Below are 16,642 nucleotides of genomic sequence, written 5' to 3'. Positions count from 1 at the left end.
CTTATTTCACCGCCTGGACGGTGACGCGCACCGGGCTGGCGTCGCGCGCCGCGATGTCCTGGGCCTGGCGCTCCCACTGGGCTCGGCTGGTGATCTCGCCGGCGCGGCTCCAGGCGGCGCCCGCGTAATAGCGTAGCGGCTTGCCCGGCGTGGCCCTGGCGAACACCAGTTCGTTGAGCTGGTCCTGGGCGAAGCCTTCGGCGCCCGGCAGCACGATCGCGGTGCCGAAGGCGTCGTTGGTCTTCTGCTCGACCCATTGCAGCAGCACCTTGCCGTCGCGGCCGACCCCGATCTTCGCGTCCTGGCCCTTGTCGGCCGGCGTCTTGTTCAGGCCCACGGCCACCGTGAGCGGGGCCGAATTGTCCACACCCGCGCCACTGGTCGTGGTAAACGTGCTGTCGATGCGGTCGAGCCAGTGGCCGGCGTCGACCGTGAAGCGCTTGACTTCGCTGACCTGGCGCCCGCCCGCGTCCCACGGGGCGTAATGCAATTCGAAGATGGCGCGGATCGGGCCATTGGCCAGGATTTTGTAGCTGGCGTAGTTCACGCCCGTGTACAGCGTCTTGCCGTCCCAGATGCCGGTGCCGCCGGCGCCGCGCGACTTGCCGACGTTGTACATGTCCATGCCTTCACCCTGGTCCTTGTGGTAATGGTCATGGCCCTTGTTGTACCAGCGGTCGACGATCGGGTAGTCGACCCGCTTGAACCAGATATCCAGGCCGCTGGTCACCAGCACTTCCTTGACCACGCCCGCGGGCGCCGGGGCCGCGAGGGCCGGGCCGTAGGTGCGGTGCGCGACCTTGTCGTTCTCCCATGCGAAGTCGTCCAGGCGCTCCGGCACCTGGCGCGCGAACGCCTTGATGGGGAAGGGCGGCGCCACGCCGTCGATGCGCTCGACGGTGAAGCTGGCGCTCTTCTCGCCGGCTGCGAAGCTGTGCTGGAACAGCAGCTCGCCGTAGGCGGCGCCTTCGTTCTTCGGATCCTTGGCCTGCGGCGCCACATTGGTCACCTGGTGCGGCAGCACCCGGCCCGCTGCATCCTTGACCGCGATCTTCTGGACCATCGCGCCCGGCATGGCCGCATTCACGTCCTTCCATGGGATAGAGATGGTTTCGGATGGGCGTGCGATCGCCAGGTCGTGCTGGACCTGGACTCCGAATTTGTCCTGGGCCTGGGCTGGCGCCAGCGCCGCCCCGAGCATGGCTGCTAGTACGAGTCGTTTCATCATATTCCCCCGATCAGTGGTGTTCGCGGTAGTCCGTCTGGCCGCCCTTGGGCATGTAGTGGTAGGTGCGTACCTTGTGCTGCACCTCGAAGGCAGGGTTGGTCACCAGGCGGATGATCTCGGCGCCGGCCATCAGCATCGGGCCGTAGCCGTGCAGGGCGTCGACGCTGGTCGGGCGATGGTAGTAATAGACCATGTCGCTGGCCAGGGTCGTGCCCACGCAAGTGCCTTCGACCTGGCCCAGCGAATTGATGCGGGTCGATAGTGCGTTCCAGCCGGTCTGCGCGATCGAGCCATAGGTGGTGGGGCTGACCCAGCCTTCGTTGACCGCGTGCGCGAACACATAGGTGAACATGGCGCTGGCCGAGGTTTCCAGGTAGGAGTCGTTGCGGTCGAGCATCTGGTGCCACAGGCCGCTGCCGCTTTGCAGCTCGGCGATACCCTTCAACGAGGCGCGCAGCTGGGCCATCACTTTCGGGTAGCCCGGATGGTCCTTTGGCAGCACGTCGAGCAGGTCGGACATCGCCAGCACCGCCCAGCCGTTGGCGCGCGCCCAATAGAAGCGTGGCGCATCCTGGTGATTGGCGTGCCAGCCGTGGGTGTACAGGCCCAGCTGCGGATTGAACATGCGGCTCGACATGCCCAGCACATTATTGACGGCGTCGTCGAAGTGCTCGCGCTTTCCGGTCAGGCGGCCCATCTCGGCCAGCGCCGGGATACTCATATACATATCGTCGGCCCACAGCGAGACTTCCTGCGGACGCTTGCGCGCCATGGTGCCGTCTTCCAGCCGGAACTGGCGCTTGGCGACCCAGTCGCTGCAGGTGTCGATCATGGATGTCAGGTCGGGGCCGACCTTGGACAGGCGGGCGCGGATCAGGGCCGCGCACATCGAGCCGGTGTCGTCGAGCGAGCGCGGGTCGAGGAAGCGCGAGAAGCTGTTGCCGCGTTCGAGCTTGAATTTCTGTTCCTGGGCGCGGAAGTAGGGGAGGGTGTCGTTGAAGAACTGGAAGTGGCGGCGGGTCATGCCGGTGAAACCGTTGTCGCCGGTGACCTGGGCGGCTTTCATCAGGCCCGAATGGACGACGCCCATCTCATACACCTGGATGCCGTAGTCGCCTGCACTGCGCTCGAAGATGGCGTCGGCGTTCGGGGTTTTCAGGTCGGCGATCGGCTGGCCGGTGCGCTTGCTGACGATGCGGGTCGGAGTGGCGCGGTCCATGAAGGACCGGATCGATTGCAGTTGGGCGGTGACCTCGGCCACCACGGGTTTCTTGTAAGGGATCGGATAGGTCCCTTCGCCCGGATCGCCCAGGTTCGTGTTGTCGGGATTGCGGTACTTGCCCTCGGCGAGGGCGGGTCCGCAAGCGAGCGCGCAGCCCAACAGGGCTGCCAGCAGGTGCAGTTTCATTTGTCTCCAATCGGCGTTGTTGTGTTACCCGTGTTGCTTAAACTTCAGGTACTGCTCTTTTGGTCAGGCCATTCTAATTTGGTCAGACCAAAATCGCAAGGTGGACTAGCCACTTTCGATTTTTGTGTGGCATACTGAAAAAGAACTTCCAGACAAGGCAGACCATGAACCAGCTCGTCCCCCGTACCATCCGCATGCAGGCCAGCGACAATGTAGCGATCGTCGCCAACGATGGCGGCCTGCCCGCCGGCACCGTGCTGGAGGACGGCCTGGTGCTGGTCGAAGGGGTGCCGCAGGGGCACAAGGTCGCGCTGAGCGACCTGCATGACAACGATCCGGTGATCCGCTACGGCGTGGTGATCGGCTATGCCAATGGACCGATCCCGCGCGGCAGCTGGATCTCGGAGAAGGTGCTTCACATGCCGGCTGCGCGCTCGCTCGAAGACCTCCCGATCGGCACCCACGCCGTGACCGATTTCCCGCCGCTCGACGGCTATACCTTCGAAGGCTATCGCAATGCAGACGGTTCGGTAGGCACCCGCAACCTGCTGGCGATCACCAGCACCGTGCAGTGCGTGTCGGGCGTGATCGAATACGCCGTCAAGCGCATCCGCGACGAACTGCTGCCGCGCTATCCGAACGTCGACGACGTGGTCTCTCTCGAGCACGTGTATGGCTGCGGCGTGGCGATCGACGCGCCCGGCGCCGACATCCCGATCCGCACCATCCGCAACCTGTCGAAGAACCCGAACTTCGGCGACGACGTCATGGTCGTCAGCCTGGGCTGCGAAAAGCTGCCGCCAACGCGCCTGTTCCCCGCCGGTTCGATCCCGATCGGCACCGCCCAGCCGTCGGTGGTGACCCTGCAAGACCCGCAGCACGTCGGCTTCATGTCGATGATCGACAACCTGATGGCGACCGCCGAGCGGCACCTGCAGAAGCTGGATGCGCGCCGCCGCGAGACCTGCCCCGCGTCCGACCTGGTAGTGGGCGTGCAGTGCGGCGGCAGCGACGCCTTCTCGGGCGTGACCGCCAACCCGGCGGTGGGCTACGCCACCGACCTGATCGTGCGCGCCGGCGGCGCTGTGATGTTCTCCGAAGTGACCGAGGTGCGCGACGGCATCGACCAATTGACCGCGCGCGCCGCATCCCCCGAAATCGCCGAAGCCATGGTGCGCGAGATGCAGTGGTACGATGACTACCTGGTGCGGGGCGGGGTGGACCGCAGCGCGAACACGACGCCGGGGAACAAGAAGGGCGGCCTGTCCAATATCGTCGAAAAGGCGATGGGATCGATCGTCAAGTCGGGCAGCACGGCCATCACCGGCGTGCTCTCGCCCGGCGACAAGCTCACGCAGAAGGGCCTGATCTACGCCGCAACGCCGGCCAGCGACTTCATTTGCGGTACGCTGCAGATGGCCGCCGGGATGAACGTCCACATCTTCACCACCGGCCGTGGCACGCCATACGGCCTGGCCGCGGTCCCGGTGATCAAGATGGCGACCCGTTCCGACCTCGCGCGCCGCTGGCACGACCTGATGGACGTCGACGCCGGACGCATCGCCACTGGCGAAGCGAGCATCGAGGACGTGGGCTGGGAGCTGTTCCGCCTGATCCTCGACGTGGCCAGCGGCCGCCGCACCTGGGCCGAGCAGTGGAAACTGCATAATTCGCTGGCGCTGTTCAATCCGGCGCCGGTGACGTAAACAATAAAGATAGAGGAGTGGTGGTATGACTGAAGGTGTGAACAAGGTTGGCAAGCCGTTCAAGCGTATCCTGCTGACCGGCGCCGCCGGCGGCCTGGGCAAGGTGCTGCGCGACCGCATCAAGCCGTGGGCCGAGGTGGTGCGCCTGTCGGACGTGGCCGACCTGGGCGAGGCGCGCGAGGGCGAAGAACTGGTCCAGTGCGACCTGGCCGACAAGGAAGCGGTGATCAAGCTGCTCGAAGGCGTCGACGCCGTGCTGCACTTCGGCGGCATCTCGACCGAGAAGCCATTCGAACCGATCATGCAGGCCAACATACTGGGCGTGGCCAACCTGTACGAGGCGCTGCACAAGGCCGGCACCCGGCGCGTGGTGTTCGCCAGCTCGAACCACGCCATCGGCTACCACCGCACCACCGAGGTGCTCGACGCGAATTCGCCGACCCGTCCCGACAGCTACTATGGCCTGTCGAAAGTATTCGGCGAGCAGATGGGACGCTATTACTTCGACCGCTTCGGCATCGAGACCGTCTGCATCCGCATCGGTTCGAGCTTCCCGGAGCCGGCCAACAAGCGCATGATGAGCACCTTCCTGTCCTACGATGACCTGACCGAACTGCTGCGCTGCTCGCTGTTCGCGCCGCGCGTCGGCCACACCATCGTGTATGGCCAGTCCGACAACGACAGCACCTGGTGGGACAACCGCCTGGCGTCGCACCTGGGCTACAAGCCGAAGGACAGCTCGAGCAAGTTCGCCCACCTGTTCCCGGATACCTCCGAATTCCCGGCGGCGGATGACGTGACCACCATGTACCAGGGCGGGAAATTCCTGCTCGACGGTCCACAGTACTGAGCCGGGCGGCGCCGCATGCTGCACCGCCTCCTGCTCGAGAGCGATCGCCTGCGGGCCGAAGTCGTGCCGGAGGTCGGAGGCGGGCTGGCCCGCCTCGACTGGCTTGGCGGCTCGGCGCCGGCGCCGCTGCTGCGCGCGCTCGCTCCCGATGCCCAGGGCCTGCCACTGCCTTCTCAACTGGCGTGTTTTCCGCTGCTGCCGTGGTCGAACCGCATGGCGCCAACCGGCTTCGAGTTCGGCGACCGGCGCCATGTGCCGACGCCGAACCGGGCTGGCGAACCTTGCCCGATCCATGGCGACGGCTGGCAGCAGGCCTGGGCCGTCGAATCGCACACGCTTGATGCGGCCCTGCTGCGGCTGGAGCGCTTTGACGCCGCACCCTTCGCCTACGACGCAACGCTGCGCTATGCGCTCGAAGGCGACGCGCTGGTGGTCGAACTCGCGGTGCGCAATGCCGGCGCCGGCGCCTTGCCATTCGGCCTCGGCCTGCATCCCTGGTTGCCGGATCCGCAGGGCGCCCGGTTGCGCGCCAGGGCGACCCAGGTGTGGCTGTCGGGCCCCGACAAGCTGCCGTCGATGCGCAGCCTGCTGCCGCCGGACTGGAATTTCATCGATGACGCGCGGCTGCCCCCGGATGGCGTCGACAATGTGTTCGAGGGCTGGGATGGGCAGGCGCATATCGGTTGGCCGGCGCGCGGCGTGGGCCTGGCGATCGAGACCAATATGGATTACTTCATCCTGTACGCGCCGCCGGGGCGCGACTTCTTCTGTTTCGAACCGGTCGACCATCCGATCAATGCCCATAACCTGCCGGGTTACCCGGGGTTGAGCATCCTCGCTCCCGGCGCCAGCCTGCGCCGGCGCGTCGTGTTCCGGGGCACGGCGCTGTGAGGCGCTGGCCAATGGCGCTGTTGCTGCCCTTTGCCGCGGCGAGCGCGCAGCCCCAGCCTTACAGCGCCGAGACCACTTACCGCAAACTGGCGGCCGCCTATCCGTTCATCCGCATCGCCGCCAGCACGGCGCCGGCGCCGGTCCAGGTGCGCAAGGACCTGGTCTATGCGCTCCGGGGCGATACTTCCCTGGCGCTCGACCTCTACCTGCCCGCGCCAGGCAAGCGGCCGGCGCCGCTGGTCGTGCTGGTCCATGGTGGCGGCTGGCGCAGCGGCGACCGTAGCGAGATGGCGCCGCTGGCGGCGCGGCTGGCCGCGCGCGGCTATGCGGCGGCCAGCGTCAGCTATCGCCTATCGGGCGTGGCACCTTACCCGGCGGCGATCGACGACGTCAGGCAAGCCGTTGGTTGGCTGCGCGCCAGCGCCGGCCGCTTTGGCGTCGACCAGGCGCGCGTGGCCATCGCGGGCGGCTCGGCTGGCGGGCAGATTGCCGCCCTGGTCGGCATGACGGACCACGGCGCCATTCGGGCGGTCGTGAATATCGACGGCCTGTCCGACTTCACCTCCAGCGAAGCATTGCGGCACGAGGACGATCCAGCCAAGAACCCGTCGGCCGCCGGCGCCTGGTTCGGCGGGCGCTACGCCGAGCGGCGTGCGCTGTGGCACGCAGCCTCTCCGATCTCGCATGTGGACATGGCCAGCCCGCCGGTCCTGTTCATCGTGAGCGGGGCGCCGCGCTTCTCGGCCGGACGCGAAGCGATGGCGGCCAGGCTGCAGGGTCATGGCATCCTGGCCGAGACCGTGGCGCTGCCCGGCACGCCGCACGCGTTCTGGCTGTTCGACCCGTGGCTGGCGCCGACCGTCGAGGCGATGGACGGTTTTCTCGGGCGCGTGCTAGGGCCCCTGCCGGCACACGCGCCGTGGTCGCCCGACCTGGGCAATGGCCGCTACCGCAACCCGATCCTGCACGCCGACTATTCCGATCCGGACGTGATCCGCGTGGGTGACACCTATTACATGGTGTCCTCGAGCTTCGCCAATGCGCCCGGCCTGCCGCTATTGACCTCGAAGGACATGGTCAATTGGGAGTTGGCGGGCCATGCTTTGCCGCGCCTCGTGCCCGAGGCGGCATTCGCGGCGCCGCAGCACGGCAAGGGCGTGTGGGCGCCGTGCCTGCGCTACCACGACGGCAAGTTCTGGATCTTCTATCCCGACCCCGACCAGGGAGTGTTCGTCACCACTGCGACCAGCTTTACCGGTCCCTGGAGCGCGCCGCACCTGCTGTTGCCCGGCAAAGGCATCATCGACCCGACGCCGCTGTGGGACGACGACGGCAAGGCGTGGCTGCTGCACGCCTGGGCCAGGAGCCGCGCCGGCTTCAACAACGTCCTGACCTTGCGCAGCATGGCGCCCGACGGCCGCAGCCTGCTGGACGACAAGGGCAAGGTCGTCATCGACGGCAACCGCCTGCCGGCCTACCGCACGCTGGAAGGGCCGAAGCTGTACAAGGCCAATGGCTGGTATTACGTGTTCGCCCCGGCCGGCGGCGTCGAGCATGGCTGGCAGTCGGTATTTCGTTCGCGCTCGATCGAGGGGCCATATGAGGACCGCATCGTGCTGGCCCAGTCGACCACCGACATCAATGGTCCGCACCAGGGCGCTTGGGTCACGACGCCGGAAGGCAGCGACTGGTTCTTCCACTTCCAGGACAAGCGCGCCTATGGCCGCGTGGTGCATCTGCAGCCGATGCGCTGGCAGGATGGCTGGCCGCTGATCGGCGAGCCATCGAGCGCGCCGGGCGTTGGACAACCGGTGCTGGAACACGCCAAGCCGGTAGCCGGCGCGTTCCCGCGCCGCGAACCGGCGGTCGGCGACGAATTCGACGGGACCGTGCTTGGCCCGCAATGGCAATGGGCGAGCAACTGGCAGCCCGGCTGGCATGCGCTGGGCGACGGCAAGTTACGCATGCATGCGCAGCCGCCGGCGCCGCTACGCCAGCTCGCGTCGGTGCTCACGCATAAATTCGTGGCACCTAACTTCAGTGCGACGGCGAGCGTGAAACTGCACGCGGTGCGCGACGGTGACCAGGCCGGCTTCGGCATCGCAGGCCTGGCCGACCACTGGTTCGGCGTACGCCGTATCGACGGCGCGCCGCGCATCGTGAGCGTGCGCTGCGGCGAGGGCGGGCCGTGCGTGGAAGAAGTGGGTGCGGTGCTGCCGCGTTTCGACGTCCGATTGCGGATCGACGTCACGGATGGCGCCAGGGCAGCGTTTTCATACAGCGCGGATGGCCTCGGTTTCGTCCCGCTCGGTGCGCCGTTCGAGGCGCGCATGGGGCGCTGGGTCGGTGCGCAGCTGGCGCTGTTCGCCACGGGCGCGCAGGGCGCGCATGCCGATATCGACTATGTGCGAATCAAGCCGTGACCGGCCTCAGGGCTGGGGCTTCCAGCCCTGGCCGCCGTTGAAGCGGCTGAACACGGCGCCGCGGGTCTCCAGGCTCCGGGCTTCTTCCTCGCTCATCCGGTAGCCGCCGAAGGACAGCGGTGCCCCGTCCGGCGTCGCATTCGTGAACTCGCGCCAGCCGGAAACAGCATCGCCACTGCGTGGATTCGGCGCAGGCTGGCGCAGCCATGCATCGGCGGCGATGTGACGGCTCACCGTATTGTCGATGAAAGCGACGTTATCCCAGGTGTGGGCGGTGCCTGGCGAGCGCGCCAGGTAGACGCTCGCCGGCGGCGGCCAATTGCCAGCCGGTCCGGGACCATGGGTCAGCCGTGAGCGCAAGAACACGAACCCCGGATCGTGGCGTTCGACGGTCCTTGCCTGCACCAGGTAGCCGCCGTTCTCCCTCGATGCGCTGTCGCCCACGCTCCTGATTTCGCATTCCTCGAACACTGCGGCGCGGTTGTGCCCCCAGATGAAGTCGACATTGCCTTCGACCAGCGAGCGGTAGACCCAGGCATAGCCGGTCAGTTGCAGCGTATCCTGCTCGCTGATGAAGGCCGCGTTGCGGGCGATGAACCGGCCTTGATCGTTGCTGAAGAAAAGCGTCTCGGCCTGGGCCGAATGCCCGTCGCTGCGGCGCGTGGTGTTGTGAAGCGTCAGGTCGCGGATCTCGAGCAGGTCGCTGTCCTGGGCCAGGAACAGGGCGCGCCCTTCGGAACCGGGATTGCGCGCGTCGCTGTTGGCGGCGCGGATGATGGTCGCCTCGCGGCTCTGCCCGCGCAACATCAGCTTGTCCTTGTCGCGCAGGTAGAGCAGCTCGGGGTAGACGCCGTCGCGCACGTTCACGGTCACCGGCGTCGCGCGCGCCAGGGTCATGGCGTGGTCGAGGGCGCCCTGGACGGTGCGGAAATCGGCGCGGCCGTCGTCGTCCACCGTCACGCTGTCGCCGACCGGACGATACGGCGTGGTGCGAAAGGTCCAGCGTGCGCCCTTGAAGCCGCGGTTGCGCAAGAGCGCGGGATCGACCAGCACTTCGTATTCGACGCCGTGCTCGAGCTTGAGCGGCAGGCGCGCGCGCAGCGCATTGCCCTCGACCTGGAGCGCATGGTGGCGCAGCAGGCGTTGCCGGCCCTCGGGGCCGAGCGCAATGACGGCCTCGCCAGGCCGGATCGTCGCTACCGGCTTGCCATCGTGGCGCCGCAAGATGCGAATGCTGCCCGCGCCGCTCAGGACCGGCGCCTGCGCGAATGTCATCCGCAGTGGCGTGTCGGGCGGCACGCCACGCTCGGCATGGCCCGGCTGCAGGCGCGCCGCCGGCAAGGTTGTGCGGCCCGGCGCCGCGAAAGGCCTGCCCACGTCGAGTGCGAACGCTGCCTGCTGCCATGCCGGATCCTGGCCGCCGATCGTGATCGTGGCGCGTCCGGGCCGGTGCGGCGTCACCAGCAGCTGGCCGCCTTCCAGCGCGACCGTGGCGATGTCCGGATCGCTCGACGTGGCGCTTGCCGCCTGGCCGGCAATGGCGACGCGCTCGGCCGGGTCGCCTGCCTGCAGGGCGAGGGTGTTGGCGCCGAGCCGCAAGGCGATCCGCTGCGCGCGCAAGCCGGCCGGACCGTCGCGCAGGTCGAGCAGGGTGTGGTCGGCCGCGTCCCAGCTTGCCGCCTCGCTCGCGGCCAGCGGCGCGACCTGGGCCGAAGTGACCCGTTCACCGTCCAGCCAGGCCGACATGAGCCCGGCCTGCTGCTCCACCCGCAGCACGAGCGGAGTGCCGGCCAGCGGCGCGCGCCGCCGCACCTGCTTGAGGCGGACCGGGGCGCCGCCGCGGGCCTCCAGCAGCTCGACCTGCAGCGTGGCGCCGCCATCGATGGCGCGGGCGCTGGCGCCTTGCCAATGGCCATCGCTGCTGCGCCGTGCGTGAAGGACGAATGGCGCCTCGCCCGCGCCCAGCGTCAGCCTGGCTTCGACGTGGCCGTTCGCCGCATCGAGTGGCCGGGGGCCGGCATTGGCCAGCACATGCCGAGGCACGTCGCGCGCGGGAATCGCATCGAACGGGTAGGGTACACGCCAGCCGACGTCGCCGCCATGGGCGCAGCCGGCCAGCGGCAGGCCGTTGAGGGTCGACCCTTGGTCGCGATGGACGCCGGCGCTGCGGCCGGGCGCGCGCACGACTTGTCCGCAGTCCTTCGCCCCCTTGACCTCGTAGGCATTGGCATGCGCGACGATATGCGCCTCGATGCCGACGCCCACGCTGTAATTGTGCCCATACACGGGATGCTTGCGATCGCCCACGTGATAATTGTTGAGCAGGTGGACCTGGCCGTAGCGCACGCGCGGTGCTCGCTCGCTGACATGCTCGAACAGGTTGCCCTTGAAGGTCACGCGCAGGTGCGTACGGTCGCCGACTGCCCGATCGTCGCCTCCGACCAGCGTGTTCTTCTCGTGCAGTGCGAAACGGTTATGGGTGACGCTGACGAAGTCCGCGCCATTGGTGATGTCCAGCGCGCCATCGTGGCACTGCTTCGGCATCCCGTTGTCGACCGGCTGCGTGTCGTCGGTCACCGGCGCATCCGTAAAGCTGTTGTGGTCGATCCAGACGTGGCGGGCGTTCGAGACGCTGATGCCGTCGTAGCGTGAATTCCAGTTGCCCCTGGCGCTATCCCCGGCGTCCCACTTCGGTTCGACGTCGCAGGGATTGCGCAGCTGCAGATTGCGCACGATGACCTGCGACACGCCGGACACATGCAGGCTGGCGTTGACGAAGCCTGCATCCGGTGTCACGCCGAGCAGGGTGGTATTGGAAGGAATGCGCACCACGCTGCGGCGCGCCTGGTCTGCGGTATCGCTGAAAGGACGGCCCGCGCTCATGTCGATCGTGGCCGCCACCCGCACGATGCGCGCCGGCGCCTCGGCGCTCAGCGCCGCCAGCAGCTCGTCGGGATTGCGCACCGTGTAGACGTGGCCTGGCGCCGCCATGGCGCCGCCGCGCGTACCGCCATCCTGCGCCGCCCAGCCGTCGACGGGGGCATGCTGGCGTTCGCTGACGGCGCCGGCCAGCGCCAGCGCCATCGCGGCCACCGCCGCGCTCATCGGGCGCTCCCGAAGGCGGCTGCGATGGCCGGCACCCGCCGCCGCAACTCGCCGGCCATCATGTCCGCATAATGCTCGGCGCCGGCGGGGCCGACATGGGTGTGGTCGAAGTTCGTCCCGGCGCGCGCCAGCGCATCGGCCTTTCGCGGTCCCATGGCCTGGACGTCGGCCAGCGAGAGCGCGTTCAGGTCGGCCAGCGGTGCCCGGCTTGCACGCGCCACCTGGCGCACGGCGGCCGACCAGGGCGCCAGGTCGTCATGTACCCACTTGCCGCGCAAGCTGCGCCGGGTGAGCGGCGTCACCAATACCGGGATGCCGCCGGCGGCGCGCGTCTCGTCGACGTAGCGCCGCATATTGGCCGGGAATTCATGGACGTAGTCGGTCGAGCGTCCCGGCTTGCCTGGCTGGTCGTTATGGCCGAACTGGATCAGGACGTAGGTGGCCTTGAAGTCGCGACCCTCGCGCAGCAACGCCCGCACCTCGTCCCAGCGTCCCTCGGCGCGAAAGCTGCCCGAGCTGCGGCCGCCGCGCGCCAGGTTGATGCAGGCCGTCTCGGGCGTCAGGCGCGCGCACAGCGCGTCGCCATAACCGGTGCTGCTGGCCATGGTGGAGTCGCCGACGAGGATCACCCGCAGCGGCTTGCCGGGCGCGGCGACGGCGCCGGTCATGAAGAGGGAAAGCAGCAGGGGAAGGGCGCGAATCTGATACGGCATGGGCAAACTCCAGGGGTTTGCCCGATTCTATTTTGGCCTGACCAATTAAGCAAGCGGTCAGGCCATTTGTCGTTCAACCGCGCGAGAAGGTGCGCGTCACCCGCTCCAGGTGGGCGCGCATGGCGGCACGCGCGCCCGGCGCGTCGTGGGCGGCGATGGCGGCCAGGATGTTGCGGTGGTCGAGCAGCGTCTGCTTGCGCAACTCCTCGGTCTGGAAGTGTTCCTTCAGCTTGTGCCACAGGCTGCCGCGCTGGGCCCACAGGTATTCGATCACCCCGACCATGGCCGTATTGCCGGTGGCGCGTGCCAGCGCCAGGTGGAAGTTGCGGTCGGCGTTCTCGTTGCTGGCGCGGTCGTCGTGCTGGCGCTCCATCTCTTCGACCGCCTTCAGGATGGCGTCGATCGCCGAATCGGTGGCGTTCTTGGCGGCCAGGGCGGCGATCTCGGATTCGATCATGCGGCGCGCCGCCAGCACTTCGAACGGGCCGGGGCCGGCTTCGGGCACGTCGGAGGGCGCCACCGCCTTTTCGCTGACATAGACGCCGGAGCCGCCGCGCACCTCGACGATCCCGGACAATTCCAGCACGATCAGCGCCTCGCGCAGCGAAGCCCGGCTGACCTCGAGCTTGGCGGCCAGTTCGCGCTCTGCCGGCAGCCGGGTGCCGGGCTGGATCTTCTCGATCCTGATCAGCTCCTGGATGCGCGCGGCGACGACGCGGTACAGTCGCGGTTCGACCTGGCTGCTGTCGGCGGTGGCTGGTGCTTTTTTCATGTGGCGGGGCGCTCTCGGCTTGATGACCGACGGGTAGGTGACGGTCAGACGATTCTAATTTGGCCGGACCAATCCCGCAAGGTGGACAGTCCAATGTTATAAGAAAAGACGTCTGCTCATAGGATGTCTGATGACTTGTTGTGAAGTATAATACGTGATCATTCCCTTATACTCTTCGATAGGCAATCATGGTTCCCACCCAGCGCAAGCACCGCAGCCTGGCCCACGGCGTGGTTGAGCAGATCAGCGCCGTCATCCGCGACGGGATGCTCAAGCCGGGCGACAAGCTGCCCACCGAGTCTTCCTTGATGGCGCAGCACGGCGTCAGCCGCACCGTGGTGCGCGAAGCAATCTCGCACCTGCAGGCGGCCGGCCTGGTGCAGACCCGGCACGGCATCGGCACCTTCGTGCTGGACCGTCCGCAATCGGGTCTGGGCCTGGATGCCGAGAACATCCTGACCCTGCGCGACGTGCTGGCCATCCTCGAGCTGCGCATCGGCGTCGAGACCGAGACCGCGGGCCTGGCGGCCAGCCGCCGCAGCGAGCTCCAGGTGAACGAGCTGGCCGGCGCGCTGGCCGAGATGCAGCAGGCGATGGCCGAGGGCAGGTCGGCGGTGGATGCCGACAAGCGCTTCCACCTGCTGATCGCGCAAGCCACCGGCAACCGCTATTTCGCCGACATCCTCGAGCAGCTGGGCAATGCCATCATCCCCCGCGCGCGCCTGAACACGCCGGTGCTGGAACAGGACAAGCCGGCCGATTTCCTCGAGCGCGTCAGCCGCGAGCACGACGACATTTTCCGCGCGATCGAGCGGCGCGATCCGGAGGCGGCGCGCGCCGCCATGCGCACCCATCTGTCCAACAGCCGCGAGCGGCTGGTGCAGGCGCAGCGCCGGCTGGAGGGGGCGGCCGGCTGATCTTTTTCACACATTTTGCTTGCAGCCGGTCAAACTAGGTTGTACGATGACTTACAACCTGATTCATCGAACATCTTTTTTGTCCAACACAAAGACCTACGGAGACCCTCGCATGCAACCAAATGAACTCAAGCAAGTCCTGTCGCACGGCCTGCTGTCCTTCCCGATCACCGACTTCGACGCGCAGGGCGAGTTCGATCCGAAGGGTTATGCGGCCCGCCTCGAATGGCTGGCGCCGTTCGGCGCGACCGCGCTGTTCGCGGCCGGCGGCACTGGCGAATACTTCTCGCTGCACGGAGAAGAGTACGGCCAGATCATTAAGACCGCGGTCGATACCTGTGCCGGCAAGGTGCCGATCCTGGCCGGCTGCGGCGGTCCGACCCGCACCGCCATCGCCCATGCCCAGGAAGCCGAGCGCCAGGGCGCCAAGGGCTTGCTGCTGCTGCCGCATTACCTGACCGAAGCCAGCCAGGACGGCCTGATCGCCCACGTCGAAGCGGTGTGCCGCTCGGTCAAGATCGGCGTCGTTGTGTACAACCGCGCCAACTGCCGCCTGACCCCGGATTCGCTGGCCAAGCTGGCCGACCGCTGCCCGAACCTGATCGGCTTCAAGGACGGCAACGGCGACATCGAACTGATGGTCTCGATCTGGCGCAAGCTGGGCGACCGCTTCAGCTACCTGGGCGGCCTGCCAACCGCCGAAGTGTATGCCGGCGCCTACAAGGCCCTGGGCACGCCGGTGTACTCGTCGGCCGTGTTCAACTTCGTGCCGCAGCTGGCGATGGACTTCTATCACGCCACGGCCGCCGACGACTTCGCGACCACCAACCGCCTGATCGACGAGTTCTTCCTGCCTTACCTCGAGATCCGCAACCGCAAGGCCGGCTACGCCGTCAGCATAGTCAAGGCCGGCGCGCGCCTGGTCGGCCACGGCGCAGGGCCAGTGCGTCCGCCGCTGACCGACCTGACGGCCGAGGAAGACGCGATGCTGCTGGATCTGCTGAAGAAGAACGGAGTGCTGTAATCATGACGATCCTCGGTGAAATGATCATCGGCCAGCAGTGCCTGCGCGGCACTGGCGGCGAGGCGCGCGGCTTCAACCCGGCCACCCGCGCCGACCTGGAACCGGCCTTCGGCCTGGCGACCGGCGACGACGTCGAACGTGCCTGCGCGCTGGCCGCGCAAGCCTTCGACCCTTACCGCGCATTGCCGCTCGAGCAGCGCGCGCGCTTCCTGGAAGCGGTGGCCGAACAGATCCTGGCCGTCGGTCCGGAACTGATCGAACGCGCCATGCTGGAAAGCGGCCTGCCGCAGGCGCGCCTGGAAGGCGAGCGCATGCGCACCGTGAACCAGCTGCGCCTGTTCGCCAAGGTGGTCCGTGACGGTTACTTCCTGGATGCGACGATCGACAGCGCCTTGCCGGATCGCGCGCCGCCGCGGCCCGACCTGCGCCTGTCCAAGATCGGCCTGGGTCCGGTCGCCGTCTTCGGCGCCAGCAACTTCCCGCTCGCGTTCTCGGTCGCTGGCGGCGACACCGCGTCCGCATTGGCCGCCGGCTGCCCGGTGGTGGTCAAGGCCCACGCCGCCCACCCCGGCACTTCGGAGCTGGTCGGACGCGCCGTGCAGCGCGCGGTGAAGGAATGCGGCCTGCCGGAAGGCGTGTTCTCGATGCTGTTCGGCGACGGCCGCACGGTCGGCCAGCAGCTGGTGGCGCATCCTGCGATCAAGGCCGTCGGTTTCACCGGTTCGCGCCAGGGCGGCACCGCGCTGATGCGCACTGCCGCCGGCCGCGACGAGCCGATTCCTGTCTACGCCGAGATGAGCAGTGTGAACCCGGTATTCCTGCTGCCGGCCGCGGTGCAGGCCGGCGGCGCCGGCCTGGCGCAGGGCTTCGTGGATTCGCTCACGCTCGGCGTCGGCCAGTTCTGCACCAATCCGGGCCTGGTGTTCGCGCTCGAAGGCGCCGACCTGGACGCCTTCGTCACCTCGGCCGGCGACGCGCTGGCGGGCAAGGGCGCCGGCACCATGCTTACCGCCGGCATCCATGAAGCCTATAACACCGGCGTGGCCAGGTTCGGCAAGGTGGAGGGCCTGCAACTGGTGGCCCAGGGAGGCGAACAGGGCGCCGGTTGCGCCGCGCGCGCCGCGCTGTACCTGTGCGACGCCGATACCTACCTGGGCAATGCGGCGCTGGAAGACGAAGTGTTCGGCCCGGCCGCGGTGCTGGTGCGCTTCAAGGATGCCGAGCAGCTGCTCAAGGCGGCCGAGCAGCTGCACGGCCAGCTGACCGCGACCGTGCACGCGCAAGCGCAAGACCACGCACTGGCCGGTTCGCTGTTGACGATCCTGGAACGCAAGGCTGGCCGGGTGCTGTTCAACGGCTTCCCGACCGGCGTGGAAGTGTCGCACGCCATGGTCCACGGCGGTCCGTTCCCGGCCACCAGCGACAGCCGCACCACCTCGGTGGGCGCCAGCGCCATCGACCGCTTCCTGCGGCCGGTGTGCTACCAGAACGTTCCTGCCAACCTGCTGCCTGAAGCCCTGCGCGACGACAATCCGCTGGGACTTGCGCGCCTGCAGGACGGCGCCTTGCAAGCAGGAGGGGATGCATAACGCCGTAAGTTTTATT

At 67.8% G+C, this 16,642-nt stretch carries 12 protein-coding genes; 7 read left to right on the top strand and 5 right to left on the bottom strand.

Annotated features, from left to right (window positions below; genetic code table 11):
- Position 1: 1 nt before the first annotated feature.
- Positions 2–1,228: a DUF4861 family protein gene (locus E8M83_RS14240; RefSeq protein WP_229491530.1), complete on the bottom strand. Its 1,227-nt coding sequence runs from the start codon at positions 1,226–1,228 to the stop codon at positions 2–4.
- Positions 1,229–1,238: 10 nt separating this feature from the next.
- Positions 1,239–2,636: a glycoside hydrolase family 105 protein gene (locus E8M83_RS14235; RefSeq protein WP_137174007.1), complete on the bottom strand. Its 1,398-nt coding sequence runs from the start codon at positions 2,634–2,636 to the stop codon at positions 1,239–1,241.
- Between the two features lie 164 nt (positions 2,637–2,800).
- On the opposite strand from E8M83_RS14235, the gene garD reads away from it, so the two are divergent.
- From garD to E8M83_RS26265, 4 genes are read left to right on the top strand one after another with little or no spacing between them, the layout of a single operon-like run.
- On the top strand, positions 2,801–4,342 hold the full coding sequence (garD, locus tag E8M83_RS14230; RefSeq protein WP_137174006.1) for a galactarate dehydratase: 1,542 nt from the start codon (positions 2,801–2,803) through the stop codon (positions 4,340–4,342).
- A gap of 25 nt (positions 4,343–4,367) precedes the next feature.
- A complete protein-coding gene (locus E8M83_RS14225; RefSeq protein ID WP_137174005.1) occupies positions 4,368–5,192 on the top strand; it encodes an NAD(P)-dependent oxidoreductase in 825 nt (274 codons plus the stop codon).
- Between the two features lie 15 nt (positions 5,193–5,207).
- On the top strand, positions 5,208–6,083 hold the full coding sequence (locus E8M83_RS14220) for an aldose 1-epimerase (protein WP_137174004.1): 876 nt from the start codon (positions 5,208–5,210) through the stop codon (positions 6,081–6,083).
- Positions 6,084–6,094: 11 nt separating this feature from the next.
- Positions 6,095–8,506 carry a family 43 glycosylhydrolase gene (locus E8M83_RS26265; protein WP_137174003.1) on the top strand — a complete coding sequence of 804 codons (2,412 nt, stop codon included), beginning with the start codon at positions 6,095–6,097 and terminating at the stop codon, positions 8,504–8,506.
- A gap of 6 nt (positions 8,507–8,512) precedes the next feature.
- Here E8M83_RS26265 and E8M83_RS14210 read toward each other — a convergent pair whose 3' ends face one another.
- The 3 genes from E8M83_RS14210 to E8M83_RS14200 all read right to left on the bottom strand — a co-directional run bounded on the left by E8M83_RS14210 (position 8,513) and on the right by E8M83_RS14200 (position 13,096).
- Complete coding sequence (locus E8M83_RS14210) at positions 8,513–11,611, bottom strand: pectinesterase family protein (protein WP_137174002.1); 3,099 nt, start codon at positions 11,609–11,611, stop codon at positions 8,513–8,515.
- The gene (locus E8M83_RS14205) at positions 11,608–12,324 is read right to left on the bottom strand and encodes a rhamnogalacturonan acetylesterase (protein WP_137174001.1); all 717 of its coding nucleotides are present in this window, start codon (positions 12,322–12,324) and stop codon (positions 11,608–11,610) included. The genes E8M83_RS14210 and E8M83_RS14205 overlap by 4 nt, the downstream gene beginning before the upstream one ends.
- 73 nt (positions 12,325–12,397) lie before the next feature.
- On the bottom strand, positions 12,398–13,096 hold the full coding sequence (locus tag E8M83_RS14200) for a FadR/GntR family transcriptional regulator (protein ID WP_137174000.1): 699 nt from the start codon (positions 13,094–13,096) through the stop codon (positions 12,398–12,400).
- Between the two features lie 188 nt (positions 13,097–13,284).
- On the opposite strand from E8M83_RS14200, the gene E8M83_RS14195 reads away from it, so the two are divergent.
- From E8M83_RS14195 to E8M83_RS14185, 3 genes are all read left to right on the top strand, one after another.
- Positions 13,285–14,013 carry a FadR/GntR family transcriptional regulator gene (locus E8M83_RS14195; RefSeq protein WP_137173999.1) on the top strand — a complete coding sequence of 243 codons (729 nt, stop codon included), beginning with the start codon at positions 13,285–13,287 and terminating at the stop codon, positions 14,011–14,013.
- Between the two features lie 112 nt (positions 14,014–14,125).
- Positions 14,126–15,037 (top strand): 5-dehydro-4-deoxyglucarate dehydratase, encoded by a 912-nt coding sequence (gene kdgD, locus E8M83_RS14190; RefSeq protein ID WP_137173998.1) that lies wholly within the window; start codon positions 14,126–14,128, stop codon positions 15,035–15,037.
- 2 nt (positions 15,038–15,039) lie between these two features.
- The gene (locus tag E8M83_RS14185) at positions 15,040–16,626 is read left to right on the top strand and encodes an aldehyde dehydrogenase (NADP(+)) (RefSeq protein WP_137173997.1); all 1,587 of its coding nucleotides are present in this window, start codon (positions 15,040–15,042) and stop codon (positions 16,624–16,626) included.
- The last annotated feature ends 16 nt before the right edge of the window (positions 16,627–16,642 follow it).

Source organism: Massilia sp. HP4, assembly GCF_005222695.1.
In the GTDB taxonomy this organism is placed as follows: Bacteria; Pseudomonadota; Gammaproteobacteria; order Burkholderiales; family Burkholderiaceae_D; genus Telluria.
Note: the sequence above shows the minus strand (reverse complement) of the source record. Positions and strands in the feature narration are given on the sequence as shown.